Origin of the sequence: Fusobacterium sp. (assembly GCF_032477075.1) — a bacterium.
Classification (GTDB): domain Bacteria; phylum Fusobacteriota; class Fusobacteriia; order Fusobacteriales; family Fusobacteriaceae; genus Fusobacterium_A.
Genome location: NZ_JAWDXO010000028.1, coordinates 1 through 17,265 on the forward strand (window position 1 = coordinate 1; position 17,265 = coordinate 17,265).

A 17,265-nucleotide genomic window follows, 5' to 3' on the forward strand; every position below is an offset into this window, starting at 1 on the left:
AATCTATTTACTCAGTTTTTTTAACTGATTATTTACACCTATTTATTGTTTGTTGATTTTTTCTTCTCTCTCTATTCTGTTGTTAATGTCCTTATTTTCATTGCTTGATTTGTTTTGTGCTCTGCACCGCTTTCCTGCGGCACATTGATTATAATATCACAATTAATACTTCTCGTCAACAAGTTTTTTAAAATATTTTTTATTTTTTATAAAAACTCCATCATTTTATTAAAACTCAAGAATTCAAAATATTTTTTTCTAAGTTAAAAAGGGCTGTCTGATATTCATAACTTATCAAACAGCCCCCTATTTTATCTCCTCTATGTTCAAAAATTCCTCCTCTTTACTACTTATAGCTATAGCAATCTATAACATTAATTTTATTTCACATACCCTTAACTTCTTATAATTTATTGATTCTTAAAGAAATTATTTACACATTTCTTAAAAGTACATCAGTTCTTCCAAATGTTAAAAATTTCTTATGATTATTACAAAATTTATAAATTAATTTATTTTCTTAGATAATTTTTATTATTAAATCTTTGACTTTATTTAAATAATTTGATTTAACTAAATATTGTCCTTTAATAATACTTATATTTATCTATAATTTTATCCTTTAGATTAGAATCTCTTAAACTATATAAATTATATTTCTCTATAAGCTGTTATTATTCTCTATATATTTTTACCAAATATAAGGTTAAATATAATATATGTTTCTGTATTCTCTTCTAAATCTTTGAAAAGCTTAATTAATATTTAATTTTATAATTCAACTTAAAGTTTTTTAGTTTTATAAAATTTCTTTTTATTTCTATAAAATAATTGCAATATTTATCCTATTCACAAACAAGAAATAAAAATCAATTTCTATAAAAAATACTGAAATAACTTTTCAACTATATTTAAGGATAGTGATTTTTAATAAATATTTTTTTTGATAAAAATATTTATTATAATTTTCAAATAGAATATTATATATTTCTTTGAATATTTATTACATCATCTGAAAAAAGTTCTTAACTTGATTTAAGTTCTTTTTTCTTAACTACTTATTTCATGGGTCTCGCCTCCTTTAGATACAATTTATTGTCTAGACTCATGTATCTTTTCTTGATATATTATTACCTCATAAAATTTATTTTGTCAATAGTAAAAACTGAAAAAAATTTTATTTTTTTATATTTCAAAATTATTTTTTCACTTGAATTATAAATTCTGATCTTTCCATTCTCTAACCCTTGATAAAATATAAAACTGGTTCAAAAGTAATCAAGTCTTTAAAACTTTTTACTCTTAAACCAGTTTCTTAAAATTATTTTACTACTATATTAACTATTTTTTCTGGAACAACAATAACTTTTACTAAAATTTTTCCTTCCATATGTTTTTTAACATTTTCTATTTCTAAAGCTAGTTTTTCAACTATTTCTTTAGAAGTTCCTCTTTCTACTTCTACAGTTCCCCTTACTTTTCCATTTACCTGTACAGCTATGACTACATTTGAAGATATTGTAAGTTCTTCTTTGAAAGTAGGCCATGCTTCATTAAAAAGGTAACTTTTGTTTCCCATTTCTTCCCATAAATCATCACAAAAATGAGGTGTAAATGGTGAAAGCATTAAAATTATATTTTTTACTACCTCACCAAATATTTTTCTAGATTCAGAAGTTATTTTTCCTGTTTCTATTACATTTACCTTAAAATCTTGAGTTTCATTTATAAGTTCCATAGTAGCTGCTATAGAAGTATTGAAATGATAATCATTTTCTATAGATTCAGTTACTTTTTTTATAGTTTGATTTAACTTAATAATAAGAGCTTTATCTTCTTTGCTTACAGCATTAAGATTTATTTCCCCAAACTCCATATTTTCTTTATGTTCCATTACCATTCTCCAGATCTTAGCAAGAAATCTATATGCTCCTGCCAGACCATTCTCATTCCATTCAAGTTCTTTTTCAGGTGGTGAAGCAAACATTATAAATAATCTAGTAGTATCTGCCCCATATTTCTCCACCATTTCTTCAGGATCTATTCCATTATTTTTTGATTTAGACATTTTTTCTATTTTGCTGATAAGCTCTTCTCCAGTTGCTTTAGAATATGCCTTTTCCCCTTTTACTTCAACTTCTTCTGCATAAAGAAATCTATTCTCATTATTTGAATAGTAAGAAGCACTCAATACCATTCCTTGTGTTAAGAGTCTTTTAAAAGGTTCATTAGAAGAAAGTAATCCCATATCTCTCAATACTTTATGAAAAAATCTTGCATAAAGCAAATGCATTACAGCATGTTCTATTCCTCCTATATATTGATCTACAGGAACCCACTTATCTACAATATCCTTAGCAAAAGGTAAATTTGTATTTTTAGGATCACAGTATCTCAAGAAATACCAAGATGAATCTACAAATGTATCCATTGTATCAGTATCTCTTCTTGCAGGTCCACCACATATTGGGCATACTGCATGTTTAAAACTTTCTGAAGTTTCAAGTGGATTTCCTGTTCCAGAAAATGAAATATCTTCAGGAAGTTTTACTGGAAGATTTTCATCTTTTTCCATAACGGTTCCACATTTTTCGCAATATAAAGCTGGAATAGGTGTTCCCCAGTATCTTTGTCTAGATACTCCCCAATCCTTTAATCTATATTTTACTGTTCTTGTTCCATACCCATTTTCTTCCACAAATACAGCTATATCAACAAGTGCTTTTTTTGAAGAAATTCCATTGAACTTTCCTGAATTAGTAAGCACTCCCATTTCTGTAAATGCTTCTGTCATTTTATCAGCTTCTAAAATTATTTCTTTTTTAGTTTCTTTATCTACAGGATTTATTACTACCTTTAAAGGAAGATTATATTTTTTAGCAAAAGCAAAGTCTCTTTCATCATGTGAAGGAACTGCCATAACTGCTCCTGTTCCATAATTCATAAGAACATAGTCAGCTACCCATAATTGTACTTTTTCTTTTGTTACAGGATTTATTACATGCCAACCTGTGAATATCCCTCTTTTTTCTCTTCCCTCTGCTGATCTTTCTATTAAATCTGTATTTTTCATTTCCTGTACTGCTGTTTTTATTTCTGGATTTGCTTTAAGTACTTCAGAAACTACGGGATGTTCAGGTGCTACTACACAATAAGATACTCCATATATTGTATCTATTCTAGTTGTAAACATTGGAAGCTTTTCTCCTGTTTCTTCAACAGTAAATACAATTTCCGTTCCATAAGATTTTCCAATCCAGTTTTTCTGCATTGTAAGAACCTTTTCAGGCCATCCATCTTTTATTTCTTTATGTCCTTCTAATAATTCATCAGCATAATCTGTTATTTTAAAGAACCATTGTTCCAATTCTTTTTGAATAACAGATGTGTTACTGTGTCTCCAACATTTTCCATCTTCAACTTGTTCATTAGCTAAGACTGTATTACAGTCTGGACACCAGTTTACAAGTGATTTCTTTTTATAAATCAATCCTTTTTCATATAATCTCTTAAATATCCATTGATTCCATCTATAATATTCAGGTGTGTATGAAGCAATTTCCCTTTCCCAATCATATGAAAATCCAAGCATTTTCAACTGTCTTTTCATATTTTCAATATTAGACTTAGTCCATACTGCTGGATGTGCTCCATTTTGAATCGCTGCATTCTCTGCTGGCAACCCAAAAGAGTCCCATCCCATAGGATGAAGAACATTGTATCCCTTCATTCTTTTATATCTAGATATAACATCTCCAATAGTGTAGTTTCTGGCATGTCCCACATGAAGTTTTCCAGAAGGATAAGGGAGCATCTCGAGCACATAATAGTTCTCTTTTCCAGAAACATAGTTTTCAGTCCTGAAAATATTTCCATCTGCCCATTTTTTTTGCCACTTAGCTTCTACTTCTTTAAAATCATACTCTCTCAAAAATCTCACCTCTGCCATTTACTTTTATATATTCCAATTCAATATATCATATTTAAATCTCTATAACAATAAAAAATTTAATTACCCATGTTTTTCTTGATAACTATTTATCCAAAGTTCACTTTTTCTTTTTATTCTCTGAAAACTATTATCTATTGTTTTCAGACTTTTATTCATTTCATCTGCTATTTCTCTATATGAATAACCTTTTATCATATAATCAAAAACTTCTTTTTCAAAAGAACTAAAATTTTCATTTACAAAGGACTTAAAATTATTCAGTTTTTCCTTAGTAAGAAATATTTCTTCTGGATCATAATTTACATAAGACTGAAGTCCTTTATTATATTCTATTTCTTTTCCTCCATCACACTCTATATAATTCCCAGATGCAAGATTAAGAGCTGTATTTTTTTGTGTATTCGATGCTTTTACTGCTGTTAAAATCTGTCTTCTTATGCAAATCATTGCAAAAGTTTTGAATGAAGATTTTCCTTTTTGGTAAGCTTTCAATGCCTTAAGAAGTCCAATAGTTCCTTCTTGTAAAAGATCATCCTGCTCTGCTCCAATTATAAAATAATTTCTTACATTGAGATATATAAGATTTTTATATTCTTTCAATATTATATTGATTGATTCCTGATCGCCCAGCTGAGCCTGTCTTATCACATCTTCATTTATTACAATAGCCATTTCTTTCCCTCTCCTGTATGTCTTCTTTAAAATGATTTTACTATTTCAGAAAGAATTATACCTCCAGCAACAGATACATTTAAAGAGTTTATCTTTCCATACATAGGTATTTTTATTAGGACATCACAGTTTTCTTTTACTTTCTTTCTTATTCCATTCCCTTCACTTCCAAGTACAAGAGCTGTTCTGCTTGAATATTTCTCTTTTGAATAATCTTTACTCCCTTCTCCTTCGGCTCCATATACCCAATAATCTAACTTTTTTAACTTAAGCAAAGCTTCTGATATATTTGTTACTTTTACTATATCTACATATTCTATTGCCCCTGTGGAAGTTTTTACTACTGTTTCATTTATTCTTACTGCATTTCTTTCTGGAATTATTATTCCCTTCACTCCAAAAACTTCTGCACTTCTTATCAAAGCACCAAAATTTCTGGGATCTTGTATTTCATCTAAAATGAGGACAATAGATTTTTCCATAGGAGCTATTTTCTCTAGAAACTCTCCAAATTCCACATAATAATCATATTCACTAATATATACAGCTACACCTTGAGAATTCTCTATTTTTTTATCTGTATAGAATATTTTAATGTTTCTTTCAGATGCAAGTTTCTTTATTTTATTAAGTTTTTCATCTTTATTCCCTTTAAACATCTCTAACTTTTCAATATTTTTTTCTTTATTCTGCAACACTTCTATTACAGGATTAACCCCTATGATTCTTTCCATTTATCCTCCAGCTTATTATATTTCTGCTTTTATCCTCTCTATATCTGCTCCGATTTTTTTTAATTTCAAATCAAGATTTTCATATCCTCTGTCAACATGATATATTCTATTTATAATACTAACTCCATCAGCTTTCAATGCTGCAAGTATAAGACTTGCTCCTGCTCTTAAATCACTTGCCATTACTTCTGCTGAAGAAAAATTCCCAACCCCAGTTATAGTTGCAGAACTATTGCTTATATCTATTTTTGCACCCATTCTATTTAACTCAGGAACATGCATAAATCTATTTTCAAATATAGTTTCTTTAATTTCACTTGTTCCATTTGCTAAAGACATCAATGTCATTATAGGTGATTGAAGGTCTGTTGCAAATCCAGGATGAGGCATAGTTGTTACTTTTACAGGCTTTAAATCAGAAAGTTTTGATAACACTCTTAGTCTATCCCCTTCTATATCAAATTTCACTCCCATTTCATCTAACTTCATAAGAAAACTTCCCAAGTGTTCTTTAACTACTCCCTTTACTTCTATCTTACCATCAAACATTACAGAAGCTATTATGAATGTTCCTGCAACTATTCTATCAGGTATTATTGTATGTTCACATGGAAATAATTTTTCAACACCTTCTATTTCTAATCTGCTTGTTCCTATTCCAGTTATTTTAGCTCCCATATCATTTAAAAAATAACAAAGATCCTCTATTTCAGGTTCCCTTGCTGCATTTTCAAGAATAGTTTTTCCTTTAGCTTTTACAGCAGCCATTATTATATTTTCTGTAGCTCCTACACTTGGAAAATCAAGAATTATTATTCCTCCTTTTAATTCTTCAGTTTCAGCATCTACATAACCATGATCTATTGTAAGTTTTACTCCAAGAGACTCAAACCCTTTTAAATGAAGATCTACAGGTCTTGCTCCAATAGCACACCCTCCTGGAAGAGATACTCTGGCTTTTTTTTCATGTGCAAGCATTGCACCCATTACAAGAAAAGAAGCTCTCATTTTTTTTACAAGCTCATACCCTGCTACTAAATTAGTAAGCCCTTTATTTATAATTTTATATGAATGATCATCTAATTTTTCTATTTCTAATCCAAGACTTTCTAATAGTTTAACTAGTGTTCTTATATCCATTAGATTCGGTACATTTCTTAAAATATATGTTCCTTTTTCTATAAGTGTTGCAATCATTATAGGAAGAGCTGCATTTTTTGATCCTTCTACTTCCAATACTCCTGAGATTTCTTTGCCACCTGTTACTTTAAATGCTTCTACCATTGATTTAATCCCTCTCCTTTTCTTTCTTACATATAGGGCATGTTCTTCCTAATAATCTGTCCAATAAATTAAGTTCTTTAAACTTACCTTTGTATGATGGCATTTTTTCAGAAAGCATCTTATAGTGTTTAGAGCATAACTTTTCTCCTAAATGTTTTGGGTATTCTTCGCTCAGTCCTGCCTTTCTGAATTTTTCCTCCTCATCCTCCACTAGCACTTCTCTATTTTCATTATCTATTGGTTCTTTTGAAACAACAACTAAGACTATATCTCCCTTCATATCCAAAGCATCTACCAATGTGTATTGAATACCTGCTTTCTCTGCCTCCATTATATAAGGATTAAAGTCTTTGAGTGGAACATCTCTTCTCATCTTTATGGAAGCAGTTCCTTCTTTTTTCATCTCATTTATAACTTCAGTGTAAATTATCCCAGACATAACCTGTTGTTTTGTTAGAGCTAGTATAACATTTTCTTTAAATTCATCAAGATACAAAGTTTTTTCAGCCAAAGTTTTTAAAAAATTAATTTTTGTGTTATTTTTTTTATCTATAATACTCTCACTCATTTTTCTCTCCTTGATAATACACTTTTACTTGTAATTATATCATATATCTGATACTTTTTAAATAAAAAACGATTAAAAGAAAAAAACTTTAAGTTTAGAATAATATAAAAAAATGTTATAATAAATTTAATCAAAACACTTATTTAATTTAAAATATTTTTAATATAAAAAATTATATAGAATTATACTTATGGAGGAAAACATGCTGAAATTAACATCTTTTTTTCTTTTGCTTTTTTTAACAATTGGCTCTTTTTCTAGAGATATCTCTATAAAATTTAATACATTAAAAGGCAATGTAAAATATTATAAATTTGGTGATAGAGAAATCAGAAGTATAGATTTTTTTAATGGAGAAATTAAATTTTCATTAAAAGATGGTGAATATATTTTTTTATTTACCTCACCAGAATATGCTCCTATTGAAAAAAGTATTGATACTAAAAAAGAAAATAATTTTTCTATAGAATTTTCAAAAGCTGATACTGTTGTAGTAAATGGTACTGTACAAGCTAATAATATGAATATAGGCGGAGCTGAAATTTCCTTTATTAACAGCAGAAATAAAGGATACTCTGTTACAACAGATTTTTTAGGAAAATTCACTGCTTATATTCCAAAAGGAGACTATAGAATAAAAACTCATAGATTTGGGTATTTATTAGATAAAAAAAATGCTCTTGTTTATGAGTTTCACTCAACTGGGAAACCTTATAACATTATTATAAATCTTCATGAAATTTCAAGTTTCATTGAAGGAAGAGTAATTGATGAAAAAGGAAATCCAATAAATAAAGCTGATATCACTGTAAAAAATGGTACTGAAACTTCTAAAATAGAAACAGATGAATTTGGAAAATTTAGAAAAAGAGTAGATGCTGGAATAGTTACTCTTATATGCAAAAAAGATGGTTTTATTCAAAATGGACTTATAAGAAAAATTGACAGACAATCTTCTATTACTAATTTAGAAATCATATTAAATAAATCTAAATTTAATGTGCAAGGTGTAGTTACAGATGGTGTAAAAGCTTTAATAAATATTCCTGTTACCATTCATGATGAAGATATTAACAAAATTTCTACTGTTCTCTCTAATGAAAATGGATATTATGAATTTAATGGTATAGAGGGAGATAAAGATGTATTCATATCTGTATCTGATCCAAATTATAAAAGATTTAAATCTTCATTATTTAGGCTTGATAAAAATATAAATGATAAAAACTTAATTTTAGAAAAAAATTAAATGTTTGACATATTTTTATTTTTTTATTATAATTTAACCATTCAAATAACTTTTAGAAATATTTTTCTACGGCGTCCAAAGTACTCGTTAGGTTAAACCAATCTTAACTATGGGCGAATTGTAATTAAAACCAGCCCAAAAGGCTGGTTATTTTTATGTATAAGGGAGGATTTATGAGAAAACTATCTTTATTATTTTTAATTGCTGCTTTATCTATTCCAACATTTTCAAAAGAAAAGACTGATGATAAAGCTGGGGCTTCAGTTACTGAATCTAAAAAAGTTGATATGGAAAACATTGATGCAGTCACTTCTGCTTCCATTGTTCCTGCTGCTATAATAAAAGAATATATTCCAAAAGGTTTTACTGAGTCAAAAAATAAAAAAGCTCTATTTGTGGTAGGAGATCCCAGAAAAAATAGTGTTACTTTTGATATGGCATATACTGCTATGAGATTTTTTGAAGAAAATGGTATAGAAGTAACTATACGTGATCTCTATAAAATGAAATGGAACCCAGTTCTTACTTTAAATGAGTTTTACTATCAAAAAGATGGAATAGGAAAACCTTCAAAAGATGTATCTGAAGAACAGAGGCTTATAACTCAAGCTGATTATATTATTTTTGTATATCCTAACTGGCATGATAGCGCTACTTCTATTATTAAAGGATACCAAGAAAGAGTTTTTGCTAAGGAATTTGCTTATACAGCAGATGCTAATGGTTTAAGAGGATTATTAAAAGGAAAGAGCCTTTTCACTATTATGAACTGTGGATTTCTTGGTGGTGGAAGAGGATTTATTGGAAATGGTGTTGGAATATCTGACGAAAAATGGAATGCATATATGAAAGCTTATAAAGTTTTTGATGATGATCTTGCTGACTGGTGGGGAATGGATAATTATGGAAGGTTTATGAATGACAGATATCCAAAAAATCTTTCTGAAAACTATTCTAAAGAAATTGAAAAATTAAGAGAAGATTTAAATTCTTCCCTTCAAAAAACTTTTATTGATAAGAAATAATAACTATAATATAAGGAAGGTATAAAAGTTATACCTTCCTTTAATTTTTCCCAAATTTATTAAGTTACCATTTGAATAAAATTATAAAATAATTTTATTCCATAAAATATTATAACTATTCCACATACAACATTTATTATTCTTAATATCTTTTCTGTAATTCTGTTGCTAAAACAATTTATAAATATTGTCATTCCTATAAACCATATACAAGACGCAAAAGCTACCCCTAATATAAACTTTAGTCCTTCTCCTTTAGGAAGAGAGGCTCTGAATGCTCCAAGCATCATACTCCCATCAATAATGGCTTGTGGATTAAACCATGTAACTACACAAGCTGTAGTTACTACTTTTATTAAAGGAATATTTACATCTGTAGAATTATTTAGCATTCCCTTTGCTTTTACAAGACCTATTCCTATATAGAGAATAACAAGGCTTCCTATGAAAAGTATTCCCATTTCTAAAAGTTTTGATTTTTCCATTATTGTTCCTATTCCAAAAAAACATGCTAATGCAAGTGTTATGTCAAAAAATATAACAATAAATGCAGTTAGAAATGCTCTGCTTTTTTTGTGTGTAAGAGCTGTATTTATAACAAATAAATTCTGCAATCCTATTGGAGCCACATATGCCAGTCCCATTGTAAGACCTTGCAATAAATATTTCATTTTATCTTCCCCTTATTAGCTTTTTTAACTCTATATACTTTTAATAATTATAATTTTTAAAAAATTTATTTTACCATTTTTTTAAACTTCCTTTTTCAAATAACCACTCTGGTGTTATCAATTTGGCATCTTCAATTTTATACCATGGAGATATAAACGAAATACTTTTTAAAATATGAAGTTCTTGAGATGGCATATAACTTTGGGCCAATATCATTATTTTCTGGCCTGTTTCTTTATTTACAGCTATATCTACTACTATTACAACATGGCCTGGTGAACCACCTTGTATGAATACATCTCCTATTTCTATATCCTTAATATTTGCTTTTTTCATTTCCTTTGATAATGAAAGAGTCCCTGCATATGTATATATAAATTTAAGATATTCTTCAAATACTTCTCTTCCATATCCAGTCTTATAATTTCCTTTTACCCATGTAGTTTTATTTCCATTTACTTTAACTCTTTCCCCTTTTACAAATTTTGAAAATGGAACTTCCATTCCATTTGTTAAGTTAAATGATATCTTATCATAATCTTTTTTATTATATAAATATTCTGCTCTCAGTTTTATTACTGCATCAGCGCATTGAATCAAATCTTGAGGTAAAATGGGCATATCTATTACTGAAATATGAGATTCTATAAATTTTTTTCTTCCATCATATAATAATACTGGAGCTCCCATTTCTTTTAATTTTAAATTCCTCAAATAAGTACCAAATGAATTTTGGGAATATATCTCTCTTTCATACCCATTTGGAGTAAGAAATCTACTTTCTATAGTTTTAGCATTTTTATTTATTAAATTTTCAGAAAATAGCATTGTACATAATATGGTAAAAAATATAAAGATCATTACTTTTTTCATTTCACTTCCCCCTTTTTAAATGCCTGTTTCTTATATATTATATTATTCTTTTATATTTGTATATTTATTTTATTTCCAATAAACAAAAAACAGTTTTTTATGACTACATATTATCATAAAAAACTGCTTTTATTTTGAGAGTATCAAGGAATATAATATCTAAATCTTTCTATTTACTCTCATTATATTTAATCATCAGAATTGAACCAGGATTTTGTAATTTAGTAGTTGGTTTTAAATCAACTCCTCTTGCTGATCCTTCACTGTCAGTAAGAATATAGAATGTATTTCCATCAGGGCTTACAGCTATATCACGATAACGATTTGGTGTATGGAAAAATGTTGCTATCTCTCCTTGAACATTATCTTTTTGATTATTTAATTTTATTCTAAAAAGAGTTCCTGCTTTTAAAGTAGTCATTAAAATACTGTTTTCCCACCCTTTCATAGGTCCATTAGCATAATAATTTATACTAGATGGTGCCACTGTTGGCCATTCAACATAAGAAATATCTCCATAAGCATCTCCATCATGATAATTGTACCCCTCTCTTACTGTATAGAAAGTTTTTATTGGATCTTTATAATTTTCTGGCGCTTTCCAATCTGATTCTAATTGTACTTTTACACGTGGATCAGGTACATTAGGATCTACAGCTGCATCTTTAGGTGCTGTTGACCAATCAATGAATTTATATGACTGATTATCCTGAAATCCTGCTACATATGGCCATCCATAATTTCCTCCACTTACAAGAAGATTTAGTTCATCATCTGAAGATGGTCCATGTTCACTAGAGAAAATTTTGTTTCCAACAACTACAATACCTTGTGGATTTCTATGTCCATAAGTAAATATATGACTTTTTACTCCATTAAGAATTGGGTTGTCCTCTGGTATAGTTCCATCTGGATTCATTCTCAAAACTTTTCCTACATAAGCATCATAATTTCCACTTTGAATTTCTTTTGCTGTTGGCAGTCTTTGAGCCTCATTTTTTTTGAAAGCATTTTTCCCTTGATTATGCCCTAATTCACCAAGAGTCAGATATATTTTACCATCAGGAGCAAAAGTTATTCTACCTCCATTATGGTCATCTCCACTTGGAATTTTATCTAAAATAACTATTGGATTTTTTAAAGTCTCAGATTTTGTATCATATTGATATCTTACAAGTTTTTTATAACCAAATTCTGTTTTATTCTCTTTAGGAACATATGTATAGAATACATATACGTAGTTTTGACTGTCTTTTCTTAAAAAGTCAGGAGCTAATGCCATTCCTAAAACACCAAAATGTTGTCCTTCTGCTCTTGCTTCATCTATAGTTACTGCTACTTTTTTTACCCCAGTTTCAGGATTTACTCTTACTATACGTTTTCCAGTTCTTTCTGTTACCCAAAGCATATTATCAGGTCCATAACGTATATTCCATGGATTATCCAATCCCTCAACTAACACCTGCCCTGTAAAAGGCTCTTCCACCTTAACAGGTTTAAGTTTAGCCGAAACTATATTCCCTGAAGCTATAAATGTAAAAGCAAATGTAAAAAATGAAATTATAATTTTTTTCAAGATAAACCTCCCTTATAAAATTTAATTAAAATTTGTTTATAACCTTAATTGATATAATTATTCTCCTTTAAATTAAAATTCTTCTTTTTTGATAAAAAAATTTTTAAAAATAAATGTTTTTATACTTAAATTTTTATTTAATTATTAAAAAAGGAGAAAAATTTTACTTAATTTTCTCCTTTTTATAAAATTTATACTAAATATTTTCCTATTAATTCTATAAAACTATCATTTTTTTCACTTATATATTCTTCATAACCTATAAGATTTTTCTCAAGTTCCATTGAAAGTTCTCCAATAAATTCTGGTATTCTACTCATAAGCATAATTCCAAATTTTGTTCCCAAAACAGTTCTTTCTCTGCTTACCATTCCACCAGCATAAATATCAAAAACATCCTCAATTTTTTCTCCTACCTTTTTCTTTCCACCAGCAAATCCTATATCTCCAACCTGATGTCTTCCACATGAATTTTGACATCCTGAAACATATACAAATGGAAGTCTTTCTTCTGAAATATTATTGATTTTGATATATTCAAGAATATTTTTTACTAAACTTTGACTTTGTTCTATTCCTATCTGACAAGTTGGTATACCTACACAACTCATACTTTGCTGTATTTTTGTTTTTTGTCTGAATTTATCTGTAAGTTGTAATAATTTTTCTGCTTGTTCTTCATCCAGGTTTCTTATATACATACTTTCAGTCATACTTAATCTAGCTTCTGCATTATTATTTTCTTCTATAAATTTCACTATTTTTTTAAAATCTTCAGATGAAATCTGTCCATTCAGTGGATGAATAATCACAGTATACAAGTTATCTTGTCTTTGGTGTATCAATGAAAGATTTTTTTTCAGTTTATGGGAATATTCTTTTAAAGTTTTTGAAGGTTTTATTTTTATATTCAAATCAAGGTTTTTTTCTTTTTTTACAGATATCAAATGATTTTCATATGCTTCTAAAAAGTTTTCTATTCCCATTCTCCTTGGAATATATCTTGTTCTTGCTTTAGATTTATTTATATAATCTCCCTCTGCTGTAAAAAGATTTACCATTGCTTCTACATAATATAATATTTCTTTAGGAGCTATTTTTTTTTCATAAGGTATTGAAATTCCAGGGTTATTTCCCAAGCCTCCTGCTAAATACATTCTAAAGTATGGCTCTCCATTTTCTACTGCTGCTATAAATCCTATATCATTGATTGTTGCTCCTGCTGCATCTCTATCACTTGATGATATAGACACTTTCAATTTTCTTGGAAGTTTATACTCTGTTATTCTTTTCATAAAATATTCACTTATCTTCAATGCAAACTCTGTTACATCAAACATTTCTCCTTTTTCTACTCCTGACATTGGGGAAATAGCCACATTTCTTGGATAATTTCCTCCTCCTCCACGAGTATATAATTTTTTATCTAAAGCTTTTTCCATAATGTCACATACATCATCTATATTCAAGTGATGTAGCTGAATTGCTTGCCTTGTAGTAAAATGAATGTCTTTTATCTTATATTTCTCAGTAAAACTTTTTATAAGTTCTAAATGTTCCATTGATACTAAACCTGAATTTGTACGAAGTCTTATCATAAATTTCTGTCCACCACGTTGCGCATACACTCCCATGCCTCCAGATATTCCTTTAAAGTCGCTTACAGATATTTCTTTACTCATAAATCTGTGCCCTGCTTCACGTAAATTATTTATTTCTGCTTTTAATATTTCATCTTGTCTAGTCAATTTCTTTAACTCCTTATTTATAAATTTATTTTCCAATTTTTTCAAAGCCTTTTTTAGGATACCATCTTTCCTTCTTAATTAAAAATAAGAATATTTTATTTATTGATAAAAAAATATTATAAATACATAATAATATTCTCTTTTTCATATTTTTTTCACATAAATTTATACAATAAAAAAATTAAATTCCTGTTTAATATTTCTTTAATTATATCTTCTAAATATAATTTCAAATTATTTTATTCACTAAATGAAAAAAATTTCATCAAAGAAATTCATAAACAACTTAATAAAAATAAAAATGTTTTCTCAAATATAGAAACAGCATCGATAAAAGAATTGGCAGCACTCATTTCGAATTGTGATATGTTTTTTGGAAATGAGGGAGGTTCAAGACATATAGCTCAGAGTTTAGATATTCCAAGCTTTGCTATTTTCAGTCCTAAAAGCAAAAAAAGAGTAGCTGGCTAATCCAAGTAAAAAACATCAAGGAGCAGAACCTAGAGATATTTACCCTGAATGTAACTCTCTCAGCTATAAAGATCCTTATTTATTAATTCAAGCAGACTATATACTAAACAAAATAAAAGAAATATGCAATAACTTTGTAAAAATTAAAGAGAAAGAAAAAATAAAAAACTTCTAAATTCTATTAATAATTGGTATACTTAGCTTAATTTTTGTAAATAACAAATATAATATTCTTGAGAATAGAATAAAAATCAATTTTGAATACAATTTTAAAATTTTAAATGATATAAAAAAAAAATTGAAAGTTAAAGAATATGATATTGATATTTCTAAAACTATGTATCTAAAAACTTTAATTTTAATGAAGTATTTAGTTCTATCAAAGAAGAAATAAAATTCTGAAATTAATATTACAATAAAACTTTTTTATTTAAAGTTAGTATTATTTTAAGAAGATTATAAGTAATTAAGATAACATATTATTTATTTTAATTACTTTAATCTTCTTTTTTTATCTACACTTTTTTCTTTTTTTCATGTATATTATATAAGTAATCATCTTATTATTCAAATTAAATACTTAGGGAGGAAACTATAAAAATGTCACTAATTAATATAAACAGTATAAAAAATCAAAGTTTGAATACTTTAAAAAATAATTGGGGAACTGGAGTATTAATAAATATCTGTTTCTTTTTAATATCACTCCTTTTGGAAGTTCTAGATTATCTTGAAGAATTGGTCTTTTATAGAGTAGAAGACAGTATAATACTGATTTTAATTTTCTTAATTATTTTTATAATTATGAATATTTCTCTTGCATATGCAAATGTTCTAAGTAGCTTTAAATGCTTTCTCGAACTGGCAAAAGGAGAAAAATTAGAAGTTAAACACTATTCTTTCGGCTTTAATAATATGTTTACTGCTTTTAGGGTAGGTGGAGCTTTTTGTATTTTTATATTTCTATGGTCTCTCCTTTTCTTTATTCCTGGAATCATAAAAAGTATAAGTTATTCTATGGCATTATTTATTGCAATTGAGTATCCTGAAATTTCAGGAAGAGAAGCCTTGAAATTGAGCATGAAAATAACTGATGGATACAAATGGGATATTTTTCTTTTTTCACTATCTTTTATTGGTTGGGCTATTTTATGCATCTTCACTTTAGGTATTGGCTTTTTATGGTTTACTTCATATGTAGATACTGCTTATTCTATTCTTTATTTAAAATTAAAAGAAAATAGAATAGAATTATTTAGTGAACTAGAAAGAGAAGTTTATTTATAAGTTTTATTTTTTTAAATTAATATAAGAAGTGGAAGACTTTTACTAAATCTTCCACTTCTTCTTTAATATAAATCTTTAGTTACATCTAATGTTGCCACTCCATTTAATTCCAATCCTGCAAAACAGTCCTCTTTATTATCTGCACATTTTAATTTATAATATGCTGCCTCTGCTATCATAGCTGCATTATCTGTGCAAAGTTTCATTGATGGATAATGTACTTTTATTCCAAGTTTTGCTCCCTGCTCAGTAAGCTGACTTCTCAACAGTGAATTTGCTGCAACTCCTCCTGCAAGTATTATAGTTTTTACATTTTTATCCTTAGCTGCTTTTAAAGTTTTTTTACAGAGAATATCCACTACTTTTCCTAAAAATGAAGCTGCAAGATCTTCTTTTTTAAATTCTTCATTTTTCATATTCATCTTATTTACAAAATTGATAACAGCAGTTTTTATCCCTGAGAAACTAAATTCATATTCTCCAACTCTTGGCTCTGTTATTTGCAGAAAATTCCTATCTCCCAGATAGTACATCTTATCTACAATTGGTCCTCCTGGATACCCTAATCCAAGCACTCTTGCTACTTTATCACAGCTTTCTCCCACTGCATCATCAAGAGTTCCTCCCATATTTGTAAACTTATGATTTTCATCCATATATACAATATTAGTATGTCCTCCAGATACAACAAGAGCTATACATGGAAGTTCTATATCATGCTCTAAAAAGTTAGCATACATATGTCCTTTTATATGGTGTACTGGTATTATTGGTATATTATGAGCATAAGAAAGCCCCTTTGCAAAAGATACTCCTACTAAAAGAGCTCCTATCAATCCTGGTGCATAAGTTACTGCTATATAATCAACATCATCAAGAGTTATTTTTGCCTCTTTCAATGCTTCATCTAATATAGCAGCAATATTTTTTATATGCTGTCTTGAAGCTATTTCAGGTACTACCCCTCCATATTCTTTATGTATCTCTATCTGAGAAGATATTTTATTAGATAATATCTCTTTTCCATCCCTTAATATAGCTATTGAAGTTTCATCACAAGAACTCTCTATTCCTAAAATTATCATTCAGTCCCTCCTTTTTCCTCTTTCTTCTATTGATTATTATATCACTTTTACAAGAAAAAAGCAGTTTTT

At 28.1% G+C, this 17,265-nt stretch carries 14 protein-coding genes; 4 read left to right on the forward strand and 10 right to left on the reverse strand.

The window, feature by feature from the left end:
• Positions 1-1,321: 1,321 nt before the first annotated feature.
• The 5 genes from leuS to E6771_RS11330 form a co-directional block, all read right to left on the reverse strand.
• Positions 1,322-3,931: a leucine--tRNA ligase gene (gene leuS / locus E6771_RS11310; RefSeq protein WP_316091432.1), complete on the reverse strand. Its 2,610-nt coding sequence runs from the start codon at positions 3,929-3,931 to the stop codon at positions 1,322-1,324.
• 81 nt (positions 3,932-4,012) lie between these two features.
• Entirely contained in the window at positions 4,013-4,624 is a 612-nt protein-coding gene (locus E6771_RS11315; protein WP_316091433.1) for a sigma-70 family RNA polymerase sigma factor, read from the reverse strand.
• 26 nt (positions 4,625-4,650) lie between these two features.
• Entirely contained in the window at positions 4,651-5,358 is a 708-nt protein-coding gene (gene rlmB / locus E6771_RS11320; protein ID WP_316091434.1) for a 23S rRNA (guanosine(2251)-2'-O)-methyltransferase RlmB, read from the reverse strand.
• A gap of 15 nt (positions 5,359-5,373) precedes the next feature.
• Positions 5,374-6,642: a UDP-N-acetylglucosamine 1-carboxyvinyltransferase gene (murA, locus tag E6771_RS11325; protein WP_316091435.1), complete on the reverse strand. Its 1,269-nt coding sequence runs from the start codon at positions 6,640-6,642 to the stop codon at positions 5,374-5,376.
• Between the two features lie 4 nt (positions 6,643-6,646).
• The gene (locus E6771_RS11330) at positions 6,647-7,210 is read right to left on the reverse strand and encodes a DUF1694 domain-containing protein (RefSeq protein ID WP_316091436.1); all 564 of its coding nucleotides are present in this window, start codon (positions 7,208-7,210) and stop codon (positions 6,647-6,649) included.
• A 202-nt stretch (positions 7,211-7,412) separates the two neighbouring features.
• Here E6771_RS11330 and E6771_RS11335 point away from each other — a divergent pair, with 202 nt between their 5' ends.
• Together E6771_RS11335 and E6771_RS11340 are read left to right on the forward strand one after the other, a co-directional pair.
• Positions 7,413-8,459 carry a carboxypeptidase-like regulatory domain-containing protein gene (locus E6771_RS11335; RefSeq protein ID WP_316091437.1) on the forward strand — a complete coding sequence of 349 codons (1,047 nt, stop codon included), beginning with the start codon at positions 7,413-7,415 and terminating at the stop codon, positions 8,457-8,459.
• A 173-nt stretch (positions 8,460-8,632) separates the two neighbouring features.
• A complete protein-coding gene (locus tag E6771_RS11340) occupies positions 8,633-9,484 on the forward strand; it encodes an NAD(P)H-dependent oxidoreductase (RefSeq protein ID WP_316091438.1) in 852 nt (283 codons plus the stop codon).
• Positions 9,485-9,543: 59 nt separating this feature from the next.
• Here E6771_RS11340 and E6771_RS11345 read toward each other — a convergent pair whose 3' ends face one another.
• The 4 genes from E6771_RS11345 to E6771_RS11360 all read right to left on the reverse strand — a co-directional run bounded on the left by E6771_RS11345 (position 9,544) and on the right by E6771_RS11360 (position 14,353).
• Positions 9,544-10,155, reverse strand: coding sequence for a LysE/ArgO family amino acid transporter (locus E6771_RS11345; RefSeq protein ID WP_316091439.1), 612 nt, complete (start codon positions 10,153-10,155; stop codon positions 9,544-9,546).
• Between the two features lie 70 nt (positions 10,156-10,225).
• Entirely contained in the window at positions 10,226-11,029 is an 804-nt protein-coding gene (locus E6771_RS11350) for a DUF4846 domain-containing protein (RefSeq protein ID WP_316091440.1), read from the reverse strand.
• Positions 11,030-11,198: 169 nt separating this feature from the next.
• The gene (locus E6771_RS11355) at positions 11,199-12,605 is read right to left on the reverse strand and encodes a glucose/sorbosone family PQQ-dependent dehydrogenase (RefSeq protein WP_316091441.1); all 1,407 of its coding nucleotides are present in this window, start codon (positions 12,603-12,605) and stop codon (positions 11,199-11,201) included.
• Positions 12,606-12,796: 191 nt separating this feature from the next.
• Entirely contained in the window at positions 12,797-14,353 is a 1,557-nt protein-coding gene (locus E6771_RS11360) for a nitrite/sulfite reductase (RefSeq protein WP_316091442.1), read from the reverse strand.
• Positions 14,354-14,455: 102 nt separating this feature from the next.
• Between E6771_RS11360 and E6771_RS11365 the strand changes: the two genes are divergently transcribed.
• Both E6771_RS11365 and E6771_RS11370 read left to right on the forward strand, forming a co-directional pair.
• Positions 14,456-14,824, forward strand: coding sequence for a glycosyltransferase family 9 protein (locus E6771_RS11365; RefSeq protein ID WP_316091443.1), 369 nt, complete (start codon positions 14,456-14,458; stop codon positions 14,822-14,824).
• A 600-nt stretch (positions 14,825-15,424) separates the two neighbouring features.
• Positions 15,425-16,111: a DUF975 family protein gene (locus E6771_RS11370; protein WP_316091444.1), complete on the forward strand. Its 687-nt coding sequence runs from the start codon at positions 15,425-15,427 to the stop codon at positions 16,109-16,111.
• Positions 16,112-16,173: 62 nt separating this feature from the next.
• Here the strand turns inward: E6771_RS11370 and tsaD are convergent, their stop codons facing one another.
• On the reverse strand, positions 16,174-17,196 hold the full coding sequence (tsaD, locus tag E6771_RS11375) for a tRNA (adenosine(37)-N6)-threonylcarbamoyltransferase complex transferase subunit TsaD (protein WP_316091445.1): 1,023 nt from the start codon (positions 17,194-17,196) through the stop codon (positions 16,174-16,176).
• Positions 17,197-17,265 lie beyond the last annotated feature (69 nt).